A 22,355-nucleotide genomic window follows, 5' to 3' on the forward strand; every position below is an offset into this window, starting at 1 on the left:
TCCCGCGCGGCGGCTGCTCATCCCTGGGGGGAGGCGCGGAGCAGCTCATGCGGCTTGTACTTCATGAATCCCCGGTGCCGGGCAGACTTGACGGCCTTGACGCGGAATGCCGGATGGTGCCGCAGGATCTCGGCGAGCTCGCCATCGACGAGGATGTCCCCGCCGGGCGCGGCGCTGGTCAACCGGGCCGCGGTGTTGACCACTTGCCCGTATAGGTCCCCGAAGCGGGCGAGCGCGATGCCATAGGCGAGCCCGATGTGCAGCAGGGGCAGGGATTCGTTGCTGCGGATGGCGTCCTGCAGGGCGATGGCGATGCGGGCGGCCGCGGCGGGCTGCTCGACGGAGAACATGATCTCGTCGCCGACGTTCTTGATCACCGATCCGCCGTGCGCGGCGATGATCGAGGTGACCGTGTTCTCGAAGGTATTGAGCAGGGTCGCGAGGCCGGTGATGTTATTCAGCCGGGTGAGATCGGTGTAGCCGACCATGTCCGCGAACCCCACGACGAGGGCTTGGCTGGCGGTGTCCTCATCGGGGCCGGCGAGGTAGCGGCCCGCGCGGGCGGCGAGGTGGCGGCGCCACACGTAGGTCTGCATCGCGTGCACCACGGGCACCCACTCGCGGACGAGGTCGGCGGCGTCGTCGAGCAGCTCGGTGGGGGAGAGGGGAGGGTCGGCGGCCATGCGTTGCTCGACGAGCTCGAGCACCTGCTCGTTGAGCAGCGGGACCTGCCATTCGGCGATGCGGGAGAACGACTGCCCGAGGGCGCGGGTCATCCCCACGGCGAGCTCCGGGGTGAGTATCCCGGCGGACTCGAGCTGGGCAAGGGTGCGGATGGCGTTGATATCGGATTCGGTGTAGAGCACGGAGGCGGCGTTCGGGGCGGTGGCGAAGCCGAGCGCGCGCCAGAGCTCCTGGCCGTACTCGGCGCTCACTCCAGCGCGCTCGGCGACCTGCGAGCGGGTGTAGCGGCGGGCCTCGCCGAGGAGTGCCTTCTCCACCTCGGACTGGATGAGGCGCATGATCAACGGCCGCGGCTCGGTCTTCTCGTCGCCGCTCTTCGTCCGGCGCGGCGGCACGAACAACGGCTCGGTGGGCGCGTTGGCGTTCGCGTGGGCGAAATCGTCGAACGATGCCATCTCTGCCGTCCCTGGTAGTTGTCTCAGATCGAGGAGTGCCGGTGGCTTCTATCGTCGGGGATGCCGCGGGCAAACCCGTGTATTTTGCCGCGTCGGCGGCGTCATGGCCGCGGGGCGGCGTGATCCTCGTCCCAGTTGTGCCGGGAACCCGTAACAAGATCATCCCTGTGCCCGATCACCGCAACAGATAGTCACGAACATGGCTCCTGGTGCGCGAGCAGCGCATCGAGCCTGGAACCAGGGGTGCAGGCATGAACGGTGTGCAGATGATGATCGACGTATGGTCCCGGGTCGATGGGCCCATGACCGTCCTCGCGGTCGGGCTGCTCGCGCTCAGTGCAGGCATCTCCGGGCTCGGGCTGATCCTCGATGAGGAGCACCGGGCTCGCTGGGCGTTCCCCCTTGGCCTGATCCTCGCGGGAGTGGGCGGCTTCCTCGCCTCGATCTTCCTCGTCGAGCCCGGGGCGCTCGCCTTCGACGGGCTCCTGCCGGAGCTTGCCACGCTGGTGGCGTTCGCCGGGGTGCCTGCCACGGTGTTCGTCCTCGTCACCAGCGGCAGCGTCTACCTGCTGCGGTCGGTGCGCGACGTGCTCGCCGAGCACGGCCAGGTTCGCGCCCACGCATCCTGAGCCACCCGCTGGCGCGCGGCCGCTACCCGTGCGCGTGGGTGCCGCCTATGCCATGGAGCATCGAGTGGACCACGGGATCGTCGAGGTAGTAGCGCATGTTGCGCCCGTCGCGCTGGACCCGCACCCAGTTGTGGCTGCGCAGCAGCCGCAGCGCGTGCGAAACGGCGGAGCTGGACATGTCGAGGGCCTCGGCCAGGCCGGTGACGGTGATCCCTGGCGCGCGGTGCATCGCTAGCAGGATCCGGAGCCGGTTCGAGTCGGAGAGCAGCGCGAACCGCTGGGCCCAGAAGTCCACGTCTGGCACCAGGGTGACCGCGGCGACGGCCTCGCGGGCCCGCTGGTCATCATCGAGCGGGGAAACAGCCATGGTTACCATTCTGCCCGCAATCGGCGCGCGCGGAGCCGAGCATGGGACTGATCCTTCGACGCGCATGCCCCGGCCACCACGATGTGGCCGGGGCATGTGTGAAAGAGCAGCGGTGATCTTTCCGCGATTGTCGGATACAGCTCCGCATTGAGGGCTCGCCTCGTCGTCGGGACAAGCTAAGCGGAGGTCCTGAAACGAGGGTAGGAAAATTGTGAGAGATCGTTGAGATTATTTTTGCCCTCGTGCATATGGCAATGATCACCCTAAAAACAAATGCGGGACTGCATCACCGTGAAAAACCACGAAACGGGCGGCCGGGCGCCAGGCTGTAGGATGCAAGCCATCCATGGGACCGCGAGGAGCATGACTTGGACATCGCCTACATCGTCATCCCCTTCCTCGGTGGGATGCTCGCACTGGGTCTCCGGGTGCCGCCGCTCGTGGGCTTCCTCGCGGCCGGGTTCCTGCTCACCGCCCTCGGCTACGGGGAGCTGCCAGCGCTGTCGACCATCGCGGATCTCGGGGTGACGCTGCTGCTGTTCACGATCGGCCTCAAGCTCAATGTGCGGACGCTCCTGCTCAAGGAGGTGTGGGCCACCGCCAGCGCGCACCTGGTGCTTTCGACAGCAATGATGGTGGGCTTCCTGGCCGTGCTGAAGATCATCGGGTCCACCGCCCTGGCGGGAGCGGGCCTGCCGATGATGCTGGTCCTTGGGTTCGCGCTCTCGTTCTCGAGCACGGTGTTCGCGGTGAAGATCCTCGATGACCGGGGGGAGTCGAAGGCGCTCTACGGTCGCCTCGCCATCGGAATCCTCATCATGCAGGACATCTTCGCGGTCATCTTCCTCACCGCGTCCACCGGGGAGCTCCCGAGCCCCTTCGCGTTCGCGCTGCTCGCGCTGCTCCCGCTGGCCCCCTTGCTCCGGTCGATGCTCGAGGTCGTCGGTCATGGCGAGATGCAGATCCTCTATGGCGTGGTGCTCGCCCTCGGTGCCGGCTACGCGTTGTTCGATCTCGTTGGCCTCAAGGGCGACCTCGGCGCGCTCATCATCGGGATGCTCCTCGCGCCGCATCCAGCGGCAGTGAGCATGTCTCGCGCGCTATTCATGATGAAGGAACTGTTCCTCGTCGGGTTCTTCGTCTCCATCGGCCTGACCGGGCTCCCGACCTTGGAGACGTTCGGGCTCGCCTCGATGCTGCTGGTGCTGATCTTCGCGAAATCGTTGTTGTTCATCGTTCTTTTCCGGGCATTCCGGCTGCGCCATCGCACCTCGTTCCTCGGTGCTCTCGGCCTGATGAACTACTCGGAGTTCGGCCTGATCGTGGCGGTGCTCGCGGCAAGCAATGGATGGATCACCGACACCTGGCTGGTGGTGCTCTCGCTCGCGGTGGCGATGAGCTTCGGCATCTCCGCCGTGGTCAATCGCTTCTCGGCCGAGACCTACGCGAGCGTGGAACGGTTCTGGCCCGAGGTGGACGACGCTCGCCTCAACACGATGGAGCGTCCGATCCAGATCGGTGAGGCGCAGGCCGTGGTGCTTGGCATGGGTCGCGTGGGACGGGCCGCCTACGAGCGGCTCGAGGAGGAGTTCGGCCTCGATGTGCTAGGCATCGATACCGATGCTGACCGCATCCATGACCTCCGCCAGCATGGCTACAACGCGGTCGAGGGCGACGCCACCGACTGGGACTTCTGGGAGAAGCTCTGCCTGAACGAGGCCGTCACCATAACGATCCTCGCGCTACCGCTCTACGACTCCAATGTCCAGGCGCTCGACTTCCTCAAGCAACTGGACTACCAGGGCGAGATCGCGGCGGTGGTGCAGCATCGCGATGAGATCGAGAAGATGTACGAGCATGGCGCGGACGATGTCTTCCACCTCTACGGTGGTGCCGGCTACGCGCTCGCGGGGCGGGCCGCCCAGGTCAAGGGGCTCGAGCCAGTGCTCGACGAGGACGACCCGCCCCTGCCGCGGTAGGCGGGGCCGGTCAGGCGGCGACGGTGGGGGACCAGGTCACCCGCAGGTCATCCCGCTGGCCGAATGCCTCGAGATGCCGGGTGATGATCTCCTGGACCTCGGCGACGTCGCTCTCCCTGTGGGCCTGCACGGTGACGGTGATCCCACGGGAACCGGCTGCGCACACTGCCACGCCAAGATCGAACAGGATCTCTACCTGGCGGCCTTCCTGGACCACCGGCACCATGTGCCCGAAGTGGCTCGCCAGTTGCTTGACAATTCGATCCGCGCGATCGGTGGCGATCCGAGCGACTGATTCAGGCATGGGATTCTCCGTTTTGAGGGATGGTAAGCCTAATAACGAAGAATGGTACGTACGAATTCCGTCGCGGAATATCAGCTCCGTCACACTCCATGCTGTTAGCTGCGTTACTCGCGGCGCGCGATTGGCTCAGTGGAAAAGGGCCCCGAGTGCCATGGAGCGAAGCACTGCCCGCGCGCGCCCGGCAGCATCCGGGAGCTCGCGCCCACCTAGGCTGTGCGCGGTGGAGTTGAGCAGGCCGAACACGCCATGGGCCTTGATCCGGGCATCACGCGTGTCGATGCGGGGATCGTTCTCGATCAGTGCCGCGACCCACAGCTCGACATAGCGGCGCTGCATGTGCCGGATCTCGCGGCGCGCCTCCTCGGGCAAGCTGTGCAGATCGCGGTCCTGCACCCGGATGAGGTCTGGCTGCCCCAGCGCGAAGTCGAGATGGAAGTCCACGAGATCCTCGATGGCGTCCTCGGCCGAGGACGCCTGGCCGGCGACCGCTCGGGCGCCTGTGAGCAGGCGGCGGCTCACGCTGCTGAGCAGCTCGACGAGCAACGCTTCCTTGCTGGAGAAGTGACGGTAGATCGCGGGGCCGCTGATCCCGACGGCCGCGCCGATATCCTCGAGCCGGACGCCGCTGAAGCCTCGTTCCGCCACGAGCTGTGCCGCGGCGCGGAGCAATTGCTCGCGCCGGTCCGCCTTGAGCCGGGAACGCCGCGTCGACTCGGTTCCCGCGGCACGCGGGGACGTGGCCGGCTCCGTCATGCCGCTCCCTTCGCTCCAGGTTAAACCACATTAACCCACGTCACTGATGCGCCGGTGCCGCTACCGTGGCAGCATGCGCGAGATTCTGCCGTGGCTGCATCACCGGGTAGCGAGGGACGGGGCGTGCGGTCTCGTGACCGTGATCGCGACTCGCGGTTCCGCTCCGCGCGAGCCGGGCGCGGCGATGGCTGTCGATATGCGCGGCGAGGTGGCGGGCGGTGTCTCCGGCGGCTGCGTCGAGGCCGATGCGCACGCCCGCGCGATGCGTGCTCTGTCCACTGGCATCGCCGAGCGGGTGGGATATGGGCCGGGCGGCGAGCCCGGCGGCATCTCGCTCACCTGCGGCGGCCAATTGGAGGTGCTCGTCGAGCGCGTGGATACAGCGACGTTCCCGGGGCTCGCCGAGGTCTGCGAGGCGGTGGCGGCGGGGAGGCCGGCGACAGTGGGCGTCGTGATCACGGACGGCGAGGCTCCCGGTCATCGATTGGGCCAGCGGGGCACGAGCGTGGCGGGCAAGCAGTTCGGCATCCCGCTGCGCGAGGACATGCTCGCGATCGACTTCGTCGGTGTGCCGCGCATGCTGATCCTGGGATCCACGCCGCATGTGGCGGCGATGGCGGCGATGGGGCGGTTCCTTGGTTTCGCCGTCACCGTGTGCGACCAGCGGCCGGTGTTCACCACCAGTGCCCGCTTTCCCGGCGCGCACGAGGTGGTGGTGGCCCGGCCCGCCGCGTACCTCGATGCGGAGATCCGTCGCGGGCGGGTGGATCACCGCACGGTGGTGCTGGTGATGACCCATTCGGACGGCGTGGATGTGGATGTGCTCCAGCGCGCGCTCGGGGGCGACGAGGTGCTCGGCTTCGTGGGAGCGCTGGGTTCCTCGGCGACAGCGCTGCGGCGCCGCGAGGAGCTGCGGCGGCGCGGAGTGGGGGAGGCGGAGCTAGCCATGCTCGTCTCGCCCGTGGGACTCGGTGCCGCGGGCCGGATGCCGGAGGAGGTGGCGGTATCGATCGCCGCCCAGCTCGTGGCGGGCGGGCATGCAAAGGCCGGTGGGGCCGAGCGTGTGCTCGGCCCCACCGGCGCGATGGTGCTGCAGGGCTAGCCAGCTAGAGCTGGCTAGCGGCTAGCGCAGGTGTCAGCCTGCGTTGACGCCGCCACCGAGGCCGAGGGCGATGTTCAGCAGGTTGCCGAGGTCGAAGCCTCCGCCGGCGCCGAGGTCGCCGCCGATGCCGAAGTCAGCGCTGCCGGCGCCGAGGTCGAGCCCGAGGTCGCCGCCGCCGTCAACGTTCGCGCCGCCGCCGATGAGGGCGTCGATGCTGGAGGTGTCGATGGTGAACTCGCCGCCGGCGGTGCCGCCTCCGGTGGTGCCACCCTGGACGCCGAAGAGGGCCTGGATGTCAGCCTCGGCCTGGGCCAGGAAGTCGAGCCAAGCCTGCTCGAGGTCGATGGTGCCGGTGAACTCGCCGCCGCCGGTGCCGCCGGTGCCGCCCTGGGCGCCGAAGGTGGCCTCGAGCCACGCGTTGAAGTCAGCCTCGGCCTGCTCGATCGCGGCCTGGAGGTCGAAGCCGCCCTGGGCGCCGCCCTGGCCCTCGACGTTGATGTTGAACAGCTGCTCGATGCTGGCGGTATCGATGGCAACGCCGCCGCCGACGTTCGCGCCGCCGTCAGCGGTGCCGCCGAGGCCGAGGAGCGCGCCGAGGTCCACGCCGCCACCGATGCCGAGGTCGGTGCTGCCGGCGCCGAGGTCGAGGCCGAGGTCGCCACCGAGGTCGAAGGTCGGCTGCGCCGAGGCTGCGCCGGCGAACGGGATGGTGAGGGCTGCCGAGGTCGCGGCGATCGCGGCGACGCGGGTGAATGCCTTCATTATGATTCCTCCTGGAGATGTTGGTTGAGAGCAGGCGTTTGCAGTGTCTCACGGGAAAGTCGGGTTTCGTGAGCGATACCACGGTTGCGCACTGTCGAACTGTAGATCGTTGATCCTGCTGTGATTGTTACAGGTCGGGAAAGAAACTTTCCACCGTACGCGTCAGCATTGCATTGTTCGGAGAAATCCCTGCTCAGCGGGTGTTTCACTCTTCCCTGGCGCAAGCCCGATGGGGCCGGGTGGTACGCGTGAACGAACTGTGATCAGCGCGGCAGTTATTGGATTCACGGTGTCATCAATACCTGATCGGTTGCGGATTGCATTGTCTCTCTCCTGCTCAGGGGTAAATTCGGATCTGCACCTGGCCCGGATTGGTGCCCGGTCCGGCCCGGGCAGGGAGTGATATGGACAACACGAGGCCGCGCGCGCTAGCCTCAGTTCGGTTACTCATCATTAACTCAAATCTTGGGGTGTGGGCATGGCACTAGATCGGCAAGCCAACCGATCCGCGCATCAGCAGCTCGTCGCGGAGCTCAACGAGGCGACGCGCGCCACCGCGCTCGGTGGCAGCGAGCGCGCCCGCGAGAAGCACCTCGCGCGGGGCAAGCTGCTGCCGCGCGACCGCGTGAACCACCTCCTCGATCACGGCAGCGCCTTCCTCGAGATCGCCCCGCTCGCTGCCAACGGCATGTACAACGACGAGGCCCCGGGAGCAGGCGTCATTGGTGGCATCGGGCGCATCGCGGGCCGGCTCTGCCTCGTGCTCGCCAACGACGCCACCGTCAAGGGCGGCACCTACTACCCAATGAGCGTGAAGAAGCACCTGCGGGCGCAAGAGATCGCGATGCAGAACAACCTCCCGTGCGTCTACCTCGTCGATTCCGGCGGCGGCTACCTGCCCAAGCAGGACGAGGTCTTCCCCGATCGCGAGCACTTCGGGCGAATCTTCTACAACCAGGCGAACATGAGCGCGCGCGGGATCGCCCAGATCGCCGCCGTCATGGGATCGTGCACCGCTGGTGGCGCCTATGTGCCCGCCATGAGTGACGAGACCGTCATCGTCCGCGGCCAGGGCACCATCTTCCTCGGCGGACCGCCCCTGGTGAAGGCCGCCACCGGCGAAGTAGTCACCGCGGAGGAGCTAGGTGGCGGGGAGCTGCACGCCAAGGTATCCGGCGTCACCGACCACCTCGCCGAGGATGACCAGGACGCCCTGCGCATCGTCCGTGGCATCGTCGACACCCTTCCGCCCGCGCCGCCCGTGCCCTGGAACCACCAGCCTGCCACCGCCCCCGAGCGTGACCAGACCGCTCTCTATGACGTCGTTCCCACCGATTCGCGGATCCCCTACGACGTCCACGACGTCCTCGACATCCTCGTCGATGGCGGCCACTACCAGGAGTTCAAGGCCGAGTACGGCAAGACGCTGGTCACCGCGTTCGCCCGCATCCACGGCCATCCCGTCGGCATCATCGCCAACAACGGCATCCTTTTCGGCGAGTCCGCCGTCAAGGGCGCCCACTTCATCGAGCTCTGCGACCAGCGCCGCATCCCCCTGCTCTTCCTGCAGAACATCAGCGGCTTCATGGTGGGCCGCGACTATGAGGCCGGCGGCATCGCCAAGCACGGCGCCAAGATGGTCACCGCCGTCGCATGCGCGCGCGTGCCCAAGCTGACCGTGGTCATCGGCGGCTCCTACGGCGCCGGCAACTACTCGATGTGCGGGCGGGCCTACTCGCCCCGGTTCCTGTGGATGTGGCCCAACGCGCGGATCTCCGTCATGGGCGGCGAGCAAGCGGCTTCCGTGCTGTCCACCGTGCGGCGCGACCAGCTCGAGGCCCAGGGCAAGGAATGGGCGACCGAGGACGAGGAAGCGTTCAAGCAACCCATCCGCGACCAGTACGAGGCGCAGGGAAATCCCTACTACTCCACGGCACGGCTCTGGGACGACGGGATCATCGACCCCGCCCACACCCGTTCGGTCCTGGGCCTCGCGCTCGACGCGTGCGCGCACGCCCCCCTCGAGCCCATCGCCCACGGCGTGTTCCGCATGTGACCGACCGCATTGGGCACATACAGTGATCCTGCCGCCCTCCTGCCACGCGAGATAGCGGCAGGAAGGCCAGGCACAACGTCATGCGCAAATGGATCATCACGTTCCGCGACTCGTTCTGGTTCCTGCCCACCATCCTGGGCATCATCGCCCTGGCGTTGTCGCAGGTGCTGATCCGCATCGATGTGACGATCCAGCGGCTCGGCCCGGACGTGGCCGGCTCGCTGTTCTACACAGTGGGCGTCAGCGGCAGCCGCGACATCCTCACCGCGATCGGTGGCTCCATGCTCGCCGTCGCCGCGACGTCATTCTCGATCACGATCTCCGTCCTCGCCATCGCGAGCTCCACCTACGGACCGCGCCTCGTGCGCAACTTCATGGCTGATCGGGCCAACCAGTTTGTCCTCGGCATCTACGGCGCCACGTTCTTGTACTGCCTGTTGGTGCTGCGCTCCATCCGCTCCGAGACCGACCAGGGCGGGGAGTTCATCCCTGATCTCGCGGTGAATGTCGCGGTGCTGCTCGCGGTGCTCGACGTAGCGGTGCTCGTTTTCTTCATCCACCACATCGCCAACTCCATCCAGGTGCCCACCTTGCTGGCCCGCGTGCGCGGCGAGATGGTGAGCGCGCTCGACGAGCTCTACCCCGGGGAGCCAGCGGGCAACGCCGTCGATGCCACCACGTCTGCACCAGGCAGCGGCACTGCTGTGCCGGTCGCTAGCTTCGGTTTCGTCATGGTCGTCGATGAGGACCGGCTGCTCGATCTCGCCGAGGAGCATGACTGCCGCATCGAGGTCCGCGCGGGAACGGGCACCCACGTCGTGGCGGGGGAAGCGCTCGCGACGGTTCATGGGCCACGGGCGCCCAGCGAAGAGCTCGCCAGCTCGATCCGGGCCGCGTACGCCCTCGCGGAATCACGCAGCCCCCGCCAGGACATCACCTTCGCCGTGCAGCAGCTCACCGAGATGGCGATCCGGGCGCTCTCGCCGAGCATGAATGATCCCTTCACCGCCAGCAATGCTCTTGACGAGCTAGCCGTCGGCCTCGTTCCCCTCGCCCAGCGGCCCGACCCCGTGCTCGGCAGGACGGGCGACGAGGGAAAATTGCGGCTAGTCGTGGCCAGGGTGCCCCCCGCCGAACTGATTGGCGGCGTGCTCGATGCGATGCGCCACTACGCGCTCGACAATCCCCTGGCCATCGAGTCCACGATCCGCCTCGCCGAGCGCATCGGCACCACCACCAACCAGGCCCATCTCGCCGATCTCGTCGTCGACCACCTCGCGCGGCTCCGCACCGAATACACCAACCATGCCGAGCGGGAGGCTGACAAGGCGGCCGAGGCGGCCCGCATCGACGCCGCGCTATCCGCGATCTCCGGCAACGCTATTTCCGGCAAAGCGCCCCTCTGACAATGTGATCCGTGCCACCTTTTCTAGTGCCCCGAAAGCAATAGGCACGAAAGCAGGTGGTCCGTGGTCGAGAGCATGGCACGTCGCCAGTTCCTCACCTTCCTCGTCACCGCCCCCATCCTCACTGTCGGGGCCCAATGGGCCGCCCCGGGAACAAGCCCCAGAGCTAGCGCGCAACCAGGGGCGCCCGGGATCCCCAGCAACCCCGAGGTCGGCCAGATCGTCGACATCGGTGACCTCTTCATCACCGTTGGCCTGCCCACCGCGCTGATCCTCGTCATCGAAGTCGTCCCCGATGGCCGCATCCGCTTCGAGCTGCCCCGCGCCGAGCTCGGCCAGGGCATCAGCACCGCCACCGCCATGATCGTCGCCGACGAGCTCGACGTCCCCGTCGACCAAGTCGATGTGCGCCTCGCCGCCGCGAAGCCCGAGCTGCTGTTCAACCAGTTCACCGGAAGCTCCAACACCATTCGGTCGCTGTGGCATCCCCTGCGCGCCGTCGCCTCGGTGGTGCGGGCCCGCCTCGTCGCTGCCGCGGCCGCCCGCCTGCTGGTCCTGCCCACGGACCTGCGCACCGAGAATGGTCGCGTCCTCGCTCGCGACGGCCGCTCCCTCGGGTATGGCGAGCTCTCCGCCGGAGCAGCCAGCCCCTCCCTCGCCGATGTCACCGCCCGGCCCAAGACCAGCCACCACACCGTCGGCACCCCCACCCGGCGCCAGGATGCGCGCGCCATGGTCACCGGGGAGCTTGCCTACACCCTCGACATCGACGTGCCCGGGGCCAAGCCCGTGATGGTGCGCCGGCCGCCCACGATCAACGGCAGCCCCGAGTGGTTCGACGAGGCCACCGCGCGCCAGCAGCCCGGTGTCATCGACGTCGCGATGATCCCCACTGGCGTCGCCATCATGGCCGAGACCTTCGGCGAGGCCCTCGACGCGACTCGCGCGTTCGACGTCACCTGGAGGCCGGGCACGATCGACGGGCTTTCCGACCCCGATATCCGCGCCCGGCTCCGCGGCGCCGTCCCCCCGTACGACGACCCGGCACTCAGCTCCGGCAGCCTCGCATCCGGAGTCCTCGACGCCGAGTACGACTTCGCGTTCGCCAGCCACGCTCCCCTCGAGCCCAACACTGCGATCGCCGACGTGCGCCCCGACCGCGCCGAGATCTGGTCCGCGCTGCAATCCCCGATCATCACCCGCGAGCACATCGCCCTCGAGCTCGGCCTGCCGCTCGACAAGGTCATCGTGCACGTCACCCAGGCCGGCGGCAGCTTCGGGCGCCGGCTCTTCTACGACGGTGCCCTCGAGGCGGCGCGCATCTCCCGCGCCATGGGCAAGCCCGTCAAGCTGATGTGGAGCCGCATCGACGACATGCGCCACGGCCGCGCCCGGCCCGCCTCCCATCACCGCCTCCGCGCCCGCCTCGGCACCAGCGCCGTGAACGCGTTCCATCACCGCGCCGGCTTCGTCGAGACCGACTTCCGCCATGGCCTCGGCGAGATCCTCACCGCCGCCTACACGCAGCTCCCCGTCGTCGGCAATCCCGTCTTCGGGCAAACCCTCTTCCACCTCACCCAGTTCACCCCCTATGAGGTGGGCGCCAAGACCCACGAGCTGTTCGAGATCCCCCTGCGCATGCCCACCGGAAGCTGGCGCGGCGTCTACTCCGGCAACACCCGCGGCTGCGAGGAGATGTTCATCGACGAGATCGCCCAGCATCTCGGTCGCGACCCCGTCGAGTACCGGCGCGCCATCATCAAGGACCACCGCGTCCGCGACGTGCTCGATACCGTCGCTCGCGAGGGGAACTGGGGGCGTGACATGCCACCGGGCTTCGGCCAGGGCGTCGGCGTCCACGAGGAATACCGCTCCGCCATCGCCGTGCTCGTCGAGATCGATGCGCGCGACCGCCGCAAGCCCCGCGTCACCAAGGCCGTCATCGCTGTCGACGTCGGCAAGACCATCAACCCCCTGGGGCTCGAGGCGCAGATGCAGGGCGGCCTCAGCGACGCCATCGCCACCACCCTCAGCGCCGGGCTGCACATCGTCGACGGGCTGCCCCTCGAAGGCTCGTACTCGCAGTACCACTATCCGCGGCAAGGTGACTCGCCGCCCGACGTCACCGTCCACATCCTCGAGAGCGGAGACGATCCCGGGGGCGCGGGGGAGCTCGGCGTTCCTGCCTCGGTCGGTGCCGTCGCCAACGCCTACGCCCGCGCCACCGGCACCCGGCCACGCTCGTTCCCGATCAACTTCGACATCGACTTCGAGCCCTTCCCCCGCTAGCCCCCTCCCGGAGGTCCCTCCCGCATGCCCAGCTACTCGTTCCGCGTCAATGGCCGCGACGTCACCGTCGAGGCTGCTCCTGGCCTGCCGTTGCTGTGGGTGCTCCGCGACAAGCTCGGCATCACCGGGCCCAAGTTCGGCTGCGGCATCGACGTGTGCAAGGCCTGCACCAGCCACCTCGACGGCGCCGCGGTCCGTCCCTGCGTCACACCTGTCGAGGATGTCGCCGGGCGGGACGTCACGACCATCGAGGGGCTAGCCAGCGGGGGGCAACTGCACGCCGTCCAGCAGGCCTGGATCGACCTCGACGTCGCGCAGTGCGGATACTGCCAGCCAGGGCAGATCATGTCCGCCGTCGACCTGCTGCGCCGCAACCCGCGCCCCACCGATGCCGATATCGACGAGGTCATCAACGTCTGCCGGTGCGGCACATACCCGCGAATCCGGGCCGCCATCAAGCGCGCCGCGGGGCTCGGCTAGGCCCGCCCGGGTGCCCAGGTGCTCAGGTGCTCGGTCGCGGGTGCCCAGGTGCTTAGTGGAAACTTTTCCCGCGCCCATCGGGAAAAGCTTCCACTGGGGCGGGCGCGCCGGTCCTGACCGCGCGCCGGAGCTGACTGGGCGCGGTATCACGCGCTGGGCGGGTAGCCGGGCGGTTCCCCCTGCCCCGGTGCCCCCTGCCCTGGCGCCCCCTGCCCTGGCGCCCCCTGCCCTGGTGCCCCTTGCCCTGGTGCCCGATGACCAGGTGGAACGCGCCGCCGAAGCAGGAAGATCACGAGCCACAGCAGGAAGCCACCGACGACACCGATCCCGAGCGCCGCCACCGCGCCGAGGACGAGGCCGACGAACCCGAACACCGTGGCGCGCGGGCCCACGCCATAGATGACGCTGGAGTCCTCGCTCGTGCACAGTACCGAGTACTCGCCGGGCCGGACGGGTTCCGAGGAGCGCAGGACGACATGCCAGGTGCGGGCTCCCACGCTGATGGTCTCGGTCGTGCTGAGGCCTCGCATCGGCACGGTCGCGCCGCGGGTGTCGGACACCTCGCAGTCCAGCGAGGCTCGATCGGTATCGGCGAAGATCGTCAGGCCCTCGTCCTCGATCGACACCTCGAGCGGCTGGTTGGCGCGTGCCTCGGCGGTGACCGAGGGGAACGCGCCCGCCGCGGCCCATGCGAGAAGCGCGCCGACCGCTAGGCCCACGACGACCAACACGGCCACGAGCAGGTACCACCGGGAGGAGGGGGATCGGGGGTGGGTGCTGCGCTGCGACATCAAGGACCTCCGGTGCGCATGGATGGTGGCTCGTGCGTTCAGTATCCACCCTGTCCCGCGGCTTTACCGCGGCTTTACCGCGGCTTCGCCGCGGCGATCGGCGCGGAGCCCGCGTGCCTTGGTGCGCGCAGCGCGGAGAGGCGGGCCTGCCCTGTGTGATCTGGACAACTCAGTGAATGGCGATTAACCTAAATTTGCTACCAGACACCCCCGATCCCGGAGTCGCTCATGGGCGTTGCCGCACCACAACACCTCTCGCCCCCCGGCACGCGCCTGTTCGGTACCGTGCTCGTGGCCAACCGGGGCGAGATCGCCGTGCGTGTCATCCGGACGCTGCGCGAGCTAGGCATCCGCTCCATCGCCGTCTACAGCGACGCCGACCGCGACGCCCTGCACGTGCAGTCCGCGGACGAGGCCGTGCGCATCGGGCCCGCCGCCGCGCGGCAGAGCTACCTCGACATCGCCGCCATCATCGATGCTGCACGCCGCACCGGGGCCGAGGCGATCCATCCCGGCTACGGGTTCCTCTCCGAGAACACCGCCTTCGCCCAGGCCTGCGCCGACGCCGGCATCGTCTTCCTCGGGCCCTCTGCCGCGGCGATCACCGTGATGGGCGACAAGATCACCGCCAAGACCACCGTCGCGGCCAGCGGCGTTCCCACCGTTCCCGGCATCGCGCGGCCCGGTCTCACTGACGACGATCTGATCGACGCCGCCCCCGGCATCGGCTTCCCCGTCCTCGTCAAGCCCTCGGCCGGCGGCGGCGGCAAGGGCATGCGCCGCGTCGATGATCCCGCCGACCTCCCCGAGGCCTTGCGGTCCGCCCGGCGCGAGGCCGCCTCCGCGTTCGGCGATGACACGCTCTTCATCGAGCGCTTCATCACCAGCCCCCGGCACATCGAGGTGCAGGTCATCGCGGATGCGCACGGCACCGTGCTGCACCTCGGCGAGCGCGAGTGCTCCTTGCAGCGCCGCCACCAGAAGGTCATCGAGGAAGCTCCCTCGCCGCTGCTCGACGCCGTCACCCGCGACCGGATCGGAAAGGCCGCCTGCGACACCGCCCGCAGCGTCGACTACCTCGGGGCGGGCACGGTCGAGTTCATCGTCTCCGCCGACCGGCCCGATGAGTTCTTCTTCATGGAGATGAACACCCGCCTGCAGGTCGAGCATCCCGTCACTGAGATGGTCACCGGGATCGACCTCGTCGAATGGCAGGTGCGGGTCGCCGCGGGCCAGCCGCTCGACCGCGCCCAGGACGACATAACCCTTACCGGGCATGCCATCGAGGCGCGGGTCTACGCGGAGGACCCCGCGCGCGGCTTCCTCCCGACGGGCGGCACGGTCCTCGCGCTCGATGAGCCCGCGAGCGCCCGCGTCGACTCCGGCATCCGCCCCGGCAGCATCATCGGCAGCGACTATGACCCGATGCTGTCGAAGATCATCGCGCACGGCCCGGACCGGGCGACCGCCCTGCAGCGCCTCGATGATGCGCTCGCCGCGACCACCGTGCACGGGCTGGTCACGAACATCGAGTTCCTGCGGTACCTCCTCGCCACCCCGGACGTGCGAGCGGGGGACCTCGATACGGCGCTCATCGATCGAGTGCTGCCCGCGTACGAGCCCGCGCCCGTTCCCGACGAGGTGTTCGCCGCCGCCGCCGCGCACCGCTGGCGCGAGCACTGGCTCGAGCAGCCCCGCAGCATCTGGGACGTGCCCAGCGGCTGGCGGCTCGGCGACCAGGCCCCCTACCGCGTGCGCCTCGCCGGAAGCGATCGCACGGTGCTCGTCGAGCTCACCGGAACCCCCGGTGATGCCCGCGCCCGCGTCGGGGAGGGCGAGCACACCGTCGGCATCAGTGGCCAGGGGGCGATCGTCCTTGACGGGCGGCGGCAGCCGGTCACCATCACCGAAGACCACCACCACATCTGGGTGACCCTGCCGCACGGCACATGGTCGGTGCAGGTGGTGCGCGAGGCCAGCGTGCGCCACCACGACGCGCATCGCGGCGAGGCCGAGATCCTCAGCCCCATGCCGGGCTCGGTGATCGCCATCCATGTCGCCACGGGGGACGAGGTCGCCGCGGGCACCCCGATCGTCGTGGTCGAGGCGATGAAGATGGAGCACACCCTCGCGTCCCCGGTCGATGGAACGGTGGAGCTCCATGCCGCACCGGGTGATCAGGTGACCGTCGACCAGTTGCTGGCCCGCATCACCGCTACCGATTCAGACCAGACCTAAGGAGCCTTGAACAGCCATGACGAGCTTCCTCTCCGCCTCGGCCCTGCCGGATGAGTACGAGCAGCTCCGCCGCACCGTCGAGGAGTTCGCCCGGGAAGTCGTCGCCCCGGTCGCGGCCGAGCACGATGAGAACAAGACCTTCCCTTACGAGGTGGTCCGCGGGATGGCGGGGATGGGGCTGTTCGGCCTCCCGTTCCCCGAGGAGCACGGCGGCATGGGCGGCGACTACTTCGCGCTGTGCGTCGCGCTCGAGGAGCTCGGCAAGGTCGATCAGTCCGTCGCGATGACCCTCGAGGCCGCAGTGTCGCTCGGTGCCATGCCGATCTACCGCTTCGGCACCGACGAGCAGAAGCAGGCCTGGTTGCCCCAGCTCGCCAGCGGTGCCCGGCTTGGCGCGTTCGGACTCACCGAGCCGGGAGCGGGCAGCGACGCGGGCGGCACCCGCACCACAGCGCGGCTCGACAACGGTGAATGGGTGATCAACGGCAGCAAGCAGTTCATCACCAACTCGGGAACCGACATCACCGAGCTCGTCACCGTGACCGCGGTGACCGGGACGACGGGCAGCGGGAAGAAGGAGATCTCCACGATCATCGTTCCCGCGGGCACCCCGGGCTTCACGGTCCAGCCCGCTTATTCCAAGGTCGGCTGGCACGCCTCCGATACGCACCCGCTGTCCTTCGACGACGTCCGCGTTCCCGAGGCCAACCTCCTCGGGGCGGCCGGTCGTGGCTACGCGAACTTCCTGAGCATCCTCGACGAGGGCCGCATCGCCATCGCCGCGGTGGGCACCGGGGTGGCCCAGGGCTGCGTCGACGAATGCGTCCGCTACGCGAAGGAGCGCACAGCCTTCGGCAAGCCGATCGGGGAGAACCAGGCCATCGCGTTCAAGATCGCGCGCATGGAGGCCCGGGCCGCGGCATCCCGCGCTGCCTACTACGATGCCGCCGCGCTCATGCTGTCGGGCAAGCCGTTCAAGAAGGCAGCATCGATTGCCAAGCTCGTCTCCAGCGAGGCGGCGATGGACAACGCGCGCGACGCCACCCAGGTGTTCGGTGGCTACGGCTACATGAACGAGTACCGCGTCGCCCGCCACTACCGCGACAGCAAGATCCTCGAGATCGGCGAGGGCACCACGGAGGTGCAGCTCATGCTGATCGCCCGCGAGCTCGGCCTCTAGGGCAGCACTACCATCGCGGCGGTCGCGCCGAGCGCCGGAACTCCGTGGGCGACATGCCCGTGCGCGCCGCGAAGAACTTGGTGAAGTTCGAGACATCGCTGAACCCGAGGTCGTCGGCGATGCTGCCGGTGGTGCGCTCGGTGTGGGAGAGCAACCTCTTGCACTCGAGGATGACCCGCTCGTCGATGAATTGCTTCGCGGTCAGCCCGGTGGCGGCCCGCACCGCCCGCGTGACCGTCTTCTCCGAGTAGCCGAGCTCGCGGGCATAGTCACTGACCGATCGGGTGCGGGTGAAGCCATCCTCGACGGCCTGGGCGAAGGTGTCCACTGTCGACGAGCCAATGGTCGGCGCGGGCCCGGGATCAGGGGGCGCGATGTCGAGCAGGGTGATCAGCAACGTGTTCGCCAGGTGGCGCAGCAGCGGCGCCGCCCCGGGGCCGGATTGGTCGAAGACGGTGCTGAGGTGCGCGATGAGGGGCGCTACGAGATTGCTGCCGCTCTGGTTCTCGTCGAGGTGCCAGCAGCAGCGCCAGCGCATCGGGCTGCCGGTCAGCGAGGATCTCGCGATCGGACCGAGCACGCCATCCTCGAGCAGGACAATGGTGGCCTCGTAGTCATAGACGTTGCCCCATTGCTGCACCTGGCCAGGGCGCACCCACCACACGGTCCCTGGGTGCAGCTCGCCGGAGCGGAAATCGACGGCATGGGTGCCATGGCCTTCGGTGACGAGTGCGATCAGGTGGAACCGCGGGCATTGCGGCGCGGTGAACTCGCCGGGGCCCATCCGCTCGCGCAAGGAGCGCAGCGTCATCACCTCGACTCCGTGGCGAGCGGTGTCGCTGGACGGCGAGTACCGGATCGCGCGCACGGGCGCCTGTCCGCTAATCACCATTGATTGTCCTGGTTTGACCGTGATCCACGCCTCATGAGGGCATAGATTAACCCATGACGTCGGCATCCATCCCCGTTGCGGACGATGTCCTGGGCGCGCCGCCAACGTTGTCGGCGCGCCCAGGCATCAGTGCCGCGCGAGCGCGCCCGTCCCGCGCGCCACGCGTGTCGATTCCCCCTTCCCGCGGGACCAGCCGTAATACAGTTGCCGGGTTGCTCCATCGGTGGCGGGAAGGAACGAGCAGGCATGGATGACCAGCAGGATGTGTCGCGGCGCACGGCGGAGGAGCAGGTGCCAGGCTTCGGCAGCGTGGAGGAAGCCCGCTCCTCGGCCTCCCGGGCGTACGAGCTCGATCGCAAGCACGTCTTCCACTCCTGGGTGGCGCAGGGCGCGTTCAAGCCGATGGTCGTCACCGCCGCCCAAGGCTCCCACGTGTGGGATGGCAACGGCGATCGGCTGCTCGATTTCTCCAGCCAGCTCGTCAACACCAACATCGGTCACCAGCACCCGAGGGTCGTCGCGGGAATCGTCGAGCAGGCCCAGCGCCTCGCGACCATCGCGCCGCATCATGTCAACGACCAGCGCAGCGAGGCTGCCCGCCTGATCGCCGAGCGCACTCCGGGCGACCTCGACAAGGTGTTCTTCACCAACAGCGGGGCCGAGGCGGTCGAGCATGCGATCCGCATGGCGCGCGTGCATACCGGTCGCAACAAGATCCTCTCCCGCTACCGGTCGTACCACGGCGCCACGGCGCTCGCGATCAACGTGACCGGGGACCCGCGCCGGTGGGCGAACGATCGCGGCACCGAGGGCACCACCCACTTCTTCGGCCCGTTCCTGTACCGCTCGGCGTTCCACGCCACCACGGAGGCGGAGGAGGAGCAGCGGGCGCTGCAGCATCTCCAGCAGGTGATCGAGCTCGAGGGGCCCGGCACGATCGCGGCGATCATCCTGGAGACCATTCCCGGCGGACCAGGCATCATCCCGCCTCCGCCCGGCTACCTGCGCGGGGTGCGCGAGCTGTGCGACCTGCACGGCATCGTCATGATCGCGGACGAGGTGATGTGCGGCTTCGGGCGCTCCGGGCACTGGTTCGCCATCGACGAGTCCGGGGTCGCGCCGGACCTGCTCGCCTTCGCCAAGGGCGTCAACTCGGGCTACGTGCCGCTCGGCGGGGTGGCGATCTCGGCACGGGTGGCCGAGACCTTCGAGGAGCGCCCCTACCCGGGCGGGCTGACCTACTCGGGCCACCCGCTCGCGTGCGCTGCCGCGGTCGCCACGATCACGGCGATGGCGGACGAGGGCATCGTCGAGAACGCGCGACGCATCGGCGAGACCGTGCTCGGGCCGGGGCTCGCCGAGATCGCGGCCCGTCATCCCTGCGTCGGCGAGGCCCGGGGGAGGGGCGTGTTCTGGGCGCTCGAGCTCGTGACGGACGCGACCACCCGCGAGCCCCTCGCCCCCTACGCGGGCACGAGCGCGGCGATGGCCGAGATGATGGCCGAGTGCAAGCGCCAGGGCCTGCTGCCCCTGATGGTGTCCAACCGGATCCACTGCGCGCCGCCCTGCACCATCACGGCCGATGAGGCGAGGGAGGGGCTGCGCATCCTCGACGAGGTGCTCAAGATCGGTGATTCCTACACGGTCTGATCGACACTGTCCGCGGTGAGGTCCTCAAGGATCCCCGACACGATGCGCTGCTGGGTATCGGGAGGGACGTTGCTGGTATGGCACCGTCGCGCGGCCACGGCCAGGCGGTGCGCGGCCTCGTTGAGCGGATGGCCGTTGTGGGCGCGGACCCATTCGAACGTCACGGGCCGGCTGCGGGACTTGCCGCGGATGCTGTCCACGAGCGAAGCGATCGCATGGTCTCGTGCCCGGCCCACGCCCTCGATGTAGTTCAGGGCATGACGGCTGTCGACGAGGACATGCAGGGCACGGCCGTCGCAGAACGTGGAGAGCGCGAGATCGATGGCAGCGAGCTCCGCGACATCAATGCGCCCGAGATGGGCGCGGAACACCGACTCGGCGATGCCCTCCTCGCTCACGCAGGCGATGCCCGCGCCACGATGCCGGCTGCGCAGGGACGCATCCGTGGCGACCACGAGGCGCCCGTGCTCCTTGCGGGGTATGCCCGCGAGGCGGGATTGCTGGCGATGGACCCGCAGGTCGATCTGCATGCCGGCGATCCCGTTGAGTCGCGAGAGCCGCTCATCCTCGAGGCTCTCGCGCATCGTGCACTGCGGGAAAGCAGGCGCGGCGGACCGCAGCAGATCCCGCAGGTGCGGCTGGTGCAGGTACACGATGATGTCGCGCTCGTGCCCCTCCACGATCTTGTAGAGGTACTCGAACGCGTCCACGCCGACCAGGCCCAGCGTTGCCTCGCGCCGCCGCGGGCCCGTGCCCTCGTGCGGGCGGGAGAAGAAATGGAAGGCCGAGTAATCGCCATCGCACACCACCGCGATGGCGCACGCCGTCGTGCGGGGCTGCCCGTCGATGAGCTCCTCGGCAGTGAAGGTCCGAACCACGCCATACCATTGCTGATCCCGTGGATCCGCCGAGCTCCAGCGAGCGCTCCGTACTCCGAGGCCCGCGAGCAGCACGCGACGCGCACGGCGTGCCCGGCTGGGGAACTGGTCGCGGGCGGCCGAGATAGTGGTCCGAACGCGACCAAGCAGGCGTGGCGACACGGGCAATCCTCCCTCGTGGTACTGCCGGACGCGCGAGCTCGGCTCTACGTGGAAAGCACCTCCAGGCTACGGCAATTTGGACAGCCGTAACCGGGGATTTGCCTGAGGATTGACTGATACGTCGTGCATGTCCGGTGGGGGAGCGAGCACCTGGTCCCCCTTACCTGCGCTGCCCTCCTCGGTCGCCCTCCTTGCGCAGCGCTCGCGAGCGGGCGTCGTCGACGATCTTCTCCGCCACGGTGCGCAGCTTCTCCTGCGTGCGCTGGGACAGCGAGACGAGCACCGCGAAAGCACGCTCGTCGGTCACCGCGAGCGAGTGCATGATGATGCCCTTGGCCATGCCGATCACATCGCGGGAATCGAGCGCATCGAGCAACTGCACCCGCTCCCGCGAGTGCGCCACCGCGATCGAGGCATGCGCCGCGAAGGGCTGCCCGATGTAGACCGCCTCCTCGTCGAAGGCATTGCCCTGCGTGGAGTACAGGTTGAGCGCGCCCAGCACCCGCCCGTCGAGGTGCAGGCGGAACGCGAGCATCGAATGCACCCCGGCGTTGCTCGCTGCCTCCGCGAAGCGGGGCCAGCGGGTCTCCCGCGCGAGCTGCCCAGTGCGGTACACACCCCCCTCGAGCACCGCGTCCACGCACGGGCCCTCCTGGAAGGTGTACTGGAACGAGTCGATGACCTCGACGAGCTCGGAGGTGGGCGCGGCCGTGATCACGCGATCCTGCTCGAGCAGCGACAGGCCAGCGTGATCCGTGCCGGGGATGGACTTCTGCGCCTCGCGGACGATCGCGTCGAGCGTGGCATCATGGCCGGGCTCGCTCTCCATCGCGCGGGCGGCGTCGGCAAGCAGTTCGGCCATCGGTGGCAAGCTGGTCATGGCCGGGGCTCCGGACGTCGGCAGCGGGCCCGCTCGGTGGCATCGAGCAGCGCGCCGATGCGCCCCGCCTCGACGAACCGCGCGATGCACTGCTGGGCATCATGAAGCGTGCTGGTGACGGTCACCCGCTTGTCCGCCCCGGTCACGCGCAGGATGTGGCGCAGTGGCCGGTCGGCCACCACGACGCAATAGCCACCGCGCTCCCGGAGATCAGCGGCGAGCGCGATCACCGCAGCGATGCCCGCCGAAGCGACGAAGGTGGCCTGGGTGAGGTCGATGACGCAATGCGGGGGGCAGATCCATGGAGCGTGCCGGGATGCCCACGCGCGGGGCTCGCCGATCCGCACGGCGTCGACATCACCCACAAAAGTGATCATGGTGGGTGCTCGTCCTGGCGCGCGTCCCGTGGTGGTGATCC

General features: G+C 68.7%; 20 protein-coding genes. 10 read left to right on the forward strand and 10 right to left on the reverse strand.

Annotated features, from left to right (window positions below; translation table 11 throughout):
• Nucleotides 1-17: 17 nt before the first annotated feature.
• Nucleotides 18-1,139, reverse strand: coding sequence for an adenylate/guanylate cyclase domain-containing protein (locus HT102_RS11390; RefSeq protein WP_192039541.1), 1,122 nt, complete (start codon nt 1,137-1,139; stop codon nt 18-20).
• Between the two features lie 251 nt (nt 1,140-1,390).
• Between HT102_RS11390 and HT102_RS11395 the strand changes: the two genes are divergently transcribed.
• A complete protein-coding gene (locus HT102_RS11395) occupies nt 1,391-1,768 on the forward strand; it encodes a hypothetical protein (protein ID WP_192039542.1) in 378 nt (125 codons plus the stop codon).
• A 22-nt stretch (nt 1,769-1,790) separates the two neighbouring features.
• Here HT102_RS11395 and HT102_RS11400 read toward each other — a convergent pair whose 3' ends face one another.
• On the reverse strand, nt 1,791-2,135 hold the full coding sequence (locus tag HT102_RS11400) for an ArsR/SmtB family transcription factor (RefSeq protein WP_192039543.1): 345 nt from the start codon (nt 2,133-2,135) through the stop codon (nt 1,791-1,793).
• Between the two features lie 368 nt (nt 2,136-2,503).
• Here HT102_RS11400 and HT102_RS11405 point away from each other — a divergent pair, with 368 nt between their 5' ends.
• Nucleotides 2,504-4,114, forward strand: a complete 1,611-nt coding sequence (locus HT102_RS11405; RefSeq protein WP_192039544.1) for a cation:proton antiporter family protein — start codon at nt 2,504-2,506, stop codon at nt 4,112-4,114.
• 10 nt (nt 4,115-4,124) lie between these two features.
• Here the strand turns inward: HT102_RS11405 and HT102_RS11410 are convergent, their stop codons facing one another.
• Entirely contained in the window at nt 4,125-4,418 is a 294-nt protein-coding gene (locus tag HT102_RS11410) for a DUF2218 domain-containing protein (protein WP_192039545.1), read from the reverse strand.
• Between the two features lie 126 nt (nt 4,419-4,544).
• Nucleotides 4,545-5,171, reverse strand: coding sequence for an SACE_7040 family transcriptional regulator (locus HT102_RS11415; protein WP_192039546.1), 627 nt, complete (start codon nt 5,169-5,171; stop codon nt 4,545-4,547).
• Nucleotides 5,172-5,244: 73 nt separating this feature from the next.
• On the opposite strand from HT102_RS11415, the gene HT102_RS11420 reads away from it, so the two are divergent.
• Entirely contained in the window at nt 5,245-6,273 is a 1,029-nt protein-coding gene (locus HT102_RS11420; protein WP_192039547.1) for an XdhC family protein, read from the forward strand.
• A gap of 33 nt (nt 6,274-6,306) precedes the next feature.
• On the opposite strand, the gene HT102_RS11425 is transcribed toward HT102_RS11420, so the two are convergent.
• Nucleotides 6,307-7,035 carry a hypothetical protein gene (locus HT102_RS11425; protein ID WP_192039548.1) on the reverse strand — a complete coding sequence of 243 codons (729 nt, stop codon included), beginning with the start codon at nt 7,033-7,035 and terminating at the stop codon, nt 6,307-6,309.
• A gap of 478 nt (nt 7,036-7,513) precedes the next feature.
• Here HT102_RS11425 and HT102_RS11430 point away from each other — a divergent pair, with 478 nt between their 5' ends.
• The 4 genes from HT102_RS11430 to HT102_RS11445 all read left to right on the forward strand — a co-directional run bounded on the left by HT102_RS11430 (nt 7,514) and on the right by HT102_RS11445 (nt 13,266).
• A complete protein-coding gene (locus HT102_RS11430) occupies nt 7,514-9,091 on the forward strand; it encodes a carboxyl transferase domain-containing protein (RefSeq protein WP_192039549.1) in 1,578 nt (525 codons plus the stop codon).
• 80 nt (nt 9,092-9,171) lie between these two features.
• Entirely contained in the window at nt 9,172-10,497 is a 1,326-nt protein-coding gene (locus tag HT102_RS11435; RefSeq protein WP_192039550.1) for a DUF2254 domain-containing protein, read from the forward strand.
• Between the two features lie 63 nt (nt 10,498-10,560).
• Nucleotides 10,561-12,786 (forward strand): xanthine dehydrogenase family protein molybdopterin-binding subunit, encoded by a 2,226-nt coding sequence (locus tag HT102_RS11440; RefSeq protein ID WP_333473401.1) that lies wholly within the window; start codon nt 10,561-10,563, stop codon nt 12,784-12,786.
• A gap of 24 nt (nt 12,787-12,810) precedes the next feature.
• Complete coding sequence (locus HT102_RS11445) at nt 12,811-13,266, forward strand: (2Fe-2S)-binding protein (RefSeq protein WP_192039551.1); 456 nt, start codon at nt 12,811-12,813, stop codon at nt 13,264-13,266.
• A 146-nt stretch (nt 13,267-13,412) separates the two neighbouring features.
• Here the strand turns inward: HT102_RS11445 and HT102_RS11450 are convergent, their stop codons facing one another.
• Nucleotides 13,413-14,057 (reverse strand): hypothetical protein, encoded by a 645-nt coding sequence (locus HT102_RS11450; RefSeq protein WP_192039552.1) that lies wholly within the window; start codon nt 14,055-14,057, stop codon nt 13,413-13,415.
• 228 nt (nt 14,058-14,285) lie between these two features.
• Between HT102_RS11450 and HT102_RS11455 the strand changes: the two genes are divergently transcribed.
• Together HT102_RS11455 and HT102_RS11460 are read left to right on the forward strand one after the other, a co-directional pair.
• Entirely contained in the window at nt 14,286-16,295 is a 2,010-nt protein-coding gene (locus tag HT102_RS11455) for an acetyl-CoA carboxylase biotin carboxylase subunit (protein ID WP_192039553.1), read from the forward strand.
• Nucleotides 16,296-16,311: 16 nt separating this feature from the next.
• Nucleotides 16,312-17,475 carry an acyl-CoA dehydrogenase family protein gene (locus tag HT102_RS11460; RefSeq protein WP_192039554.1) on the forward strand — a complete coding sequence of 388 codons (1,164 nt, stop codon included), beginning with the start codon at nt 16,312-16,314 and terminating at the stop codon, nt 17,473-17,475.
• A gap of 7 nt (nt 17,476-17,482) precedes the next feature.
• On the opposite strand, the gene HT102_RS11465 is transcribed toward HT102_RS11460, so the two are convergent.
• Nucleotides 17,483-18,367, reverse strand: coding sequence for a helix-turn-helix domain-containing protein (locus HT102_RS11465; RefSeq protein ID WP_192039555.1), 885 nt, complete (start codon nt 18,365-18,367; stop codon nt 17,483-17,485).
• A 246-nt stretch (nt 18,368-18,613) separates the two neighbouring features.
• On the opposite strand from HT102_RS11465, the gene HT102_RS11470 reads away from it, so the two are divergent.
• Entirely contained in the window at nt 18,614-20,017 is a 1,404-nt protein-coding gene (locus HT102_RS11470; protein ID WP_192039556.1) for an aspartate aminotransferase family protein, read from the forward strand.
• Here HT102_RS11470 and HT102_RS16330 read toward each other — a convergent pair.
• The 3 genes from HT102_RS16330 to HT102_RS11485 form a co-directional block, all read right to left on the reverse strand.
• Nucleotides 20,005-21,057, reverse strand: a complete 1,053-nt coding sequence (locus tag HT102_RS16330; RefSeq protein ID WP_192039557.1) for a ribonuclease HI — start codon at nt 21,055-21,057, stop codon at nt 20,005-20,007. The genes HT102_RS11470 and HT102_RS16330 overlap by 13 nt on opposite strands.
• Nucleotides 21,058-21,217: 160 nt before the next feature.
• Nucleotides 21,218-21,937 (reverse strand): GAF and ANTAR domain-containing protein, encoded by a 720-nt coding sequence (locus HT102_RS11480; protein WP_192039558.1) that lies wholly within the window; start codon nt 21,935-21,937, stop codon nt 21,218-21,220.
• Nucleotides 21,934-22,314 carry an STAS domain-containing protein gene (locus HT102_RS11485; RefSeq protein WP_192039559.1) on the reverse strand — a complete coding sequence of 127 codons (381 nt, stop codon included), beginning with the start codon at nt 22,312-22,314 and terminating at the stop codon, nt 21,934-21,936. Before HT102_RS11485 ends, HT102_RS11480 begins: the two co-directional genes overlap by 4 nt.
• Nucleotides 22,315-22,355 lie beyond the last annotated feature (41 nt).

This window comes from Lolliginicoccus lacisalsi, from assembly GCF_014841105.1.
GTDB classification, from domain to species: Bacteria; Actinomycetota; Actinomycetes; order Mycobacteriales; family Mycobacteriaceae; genus Lolliginicoccus; species Lolliginicoccus lacisalsi.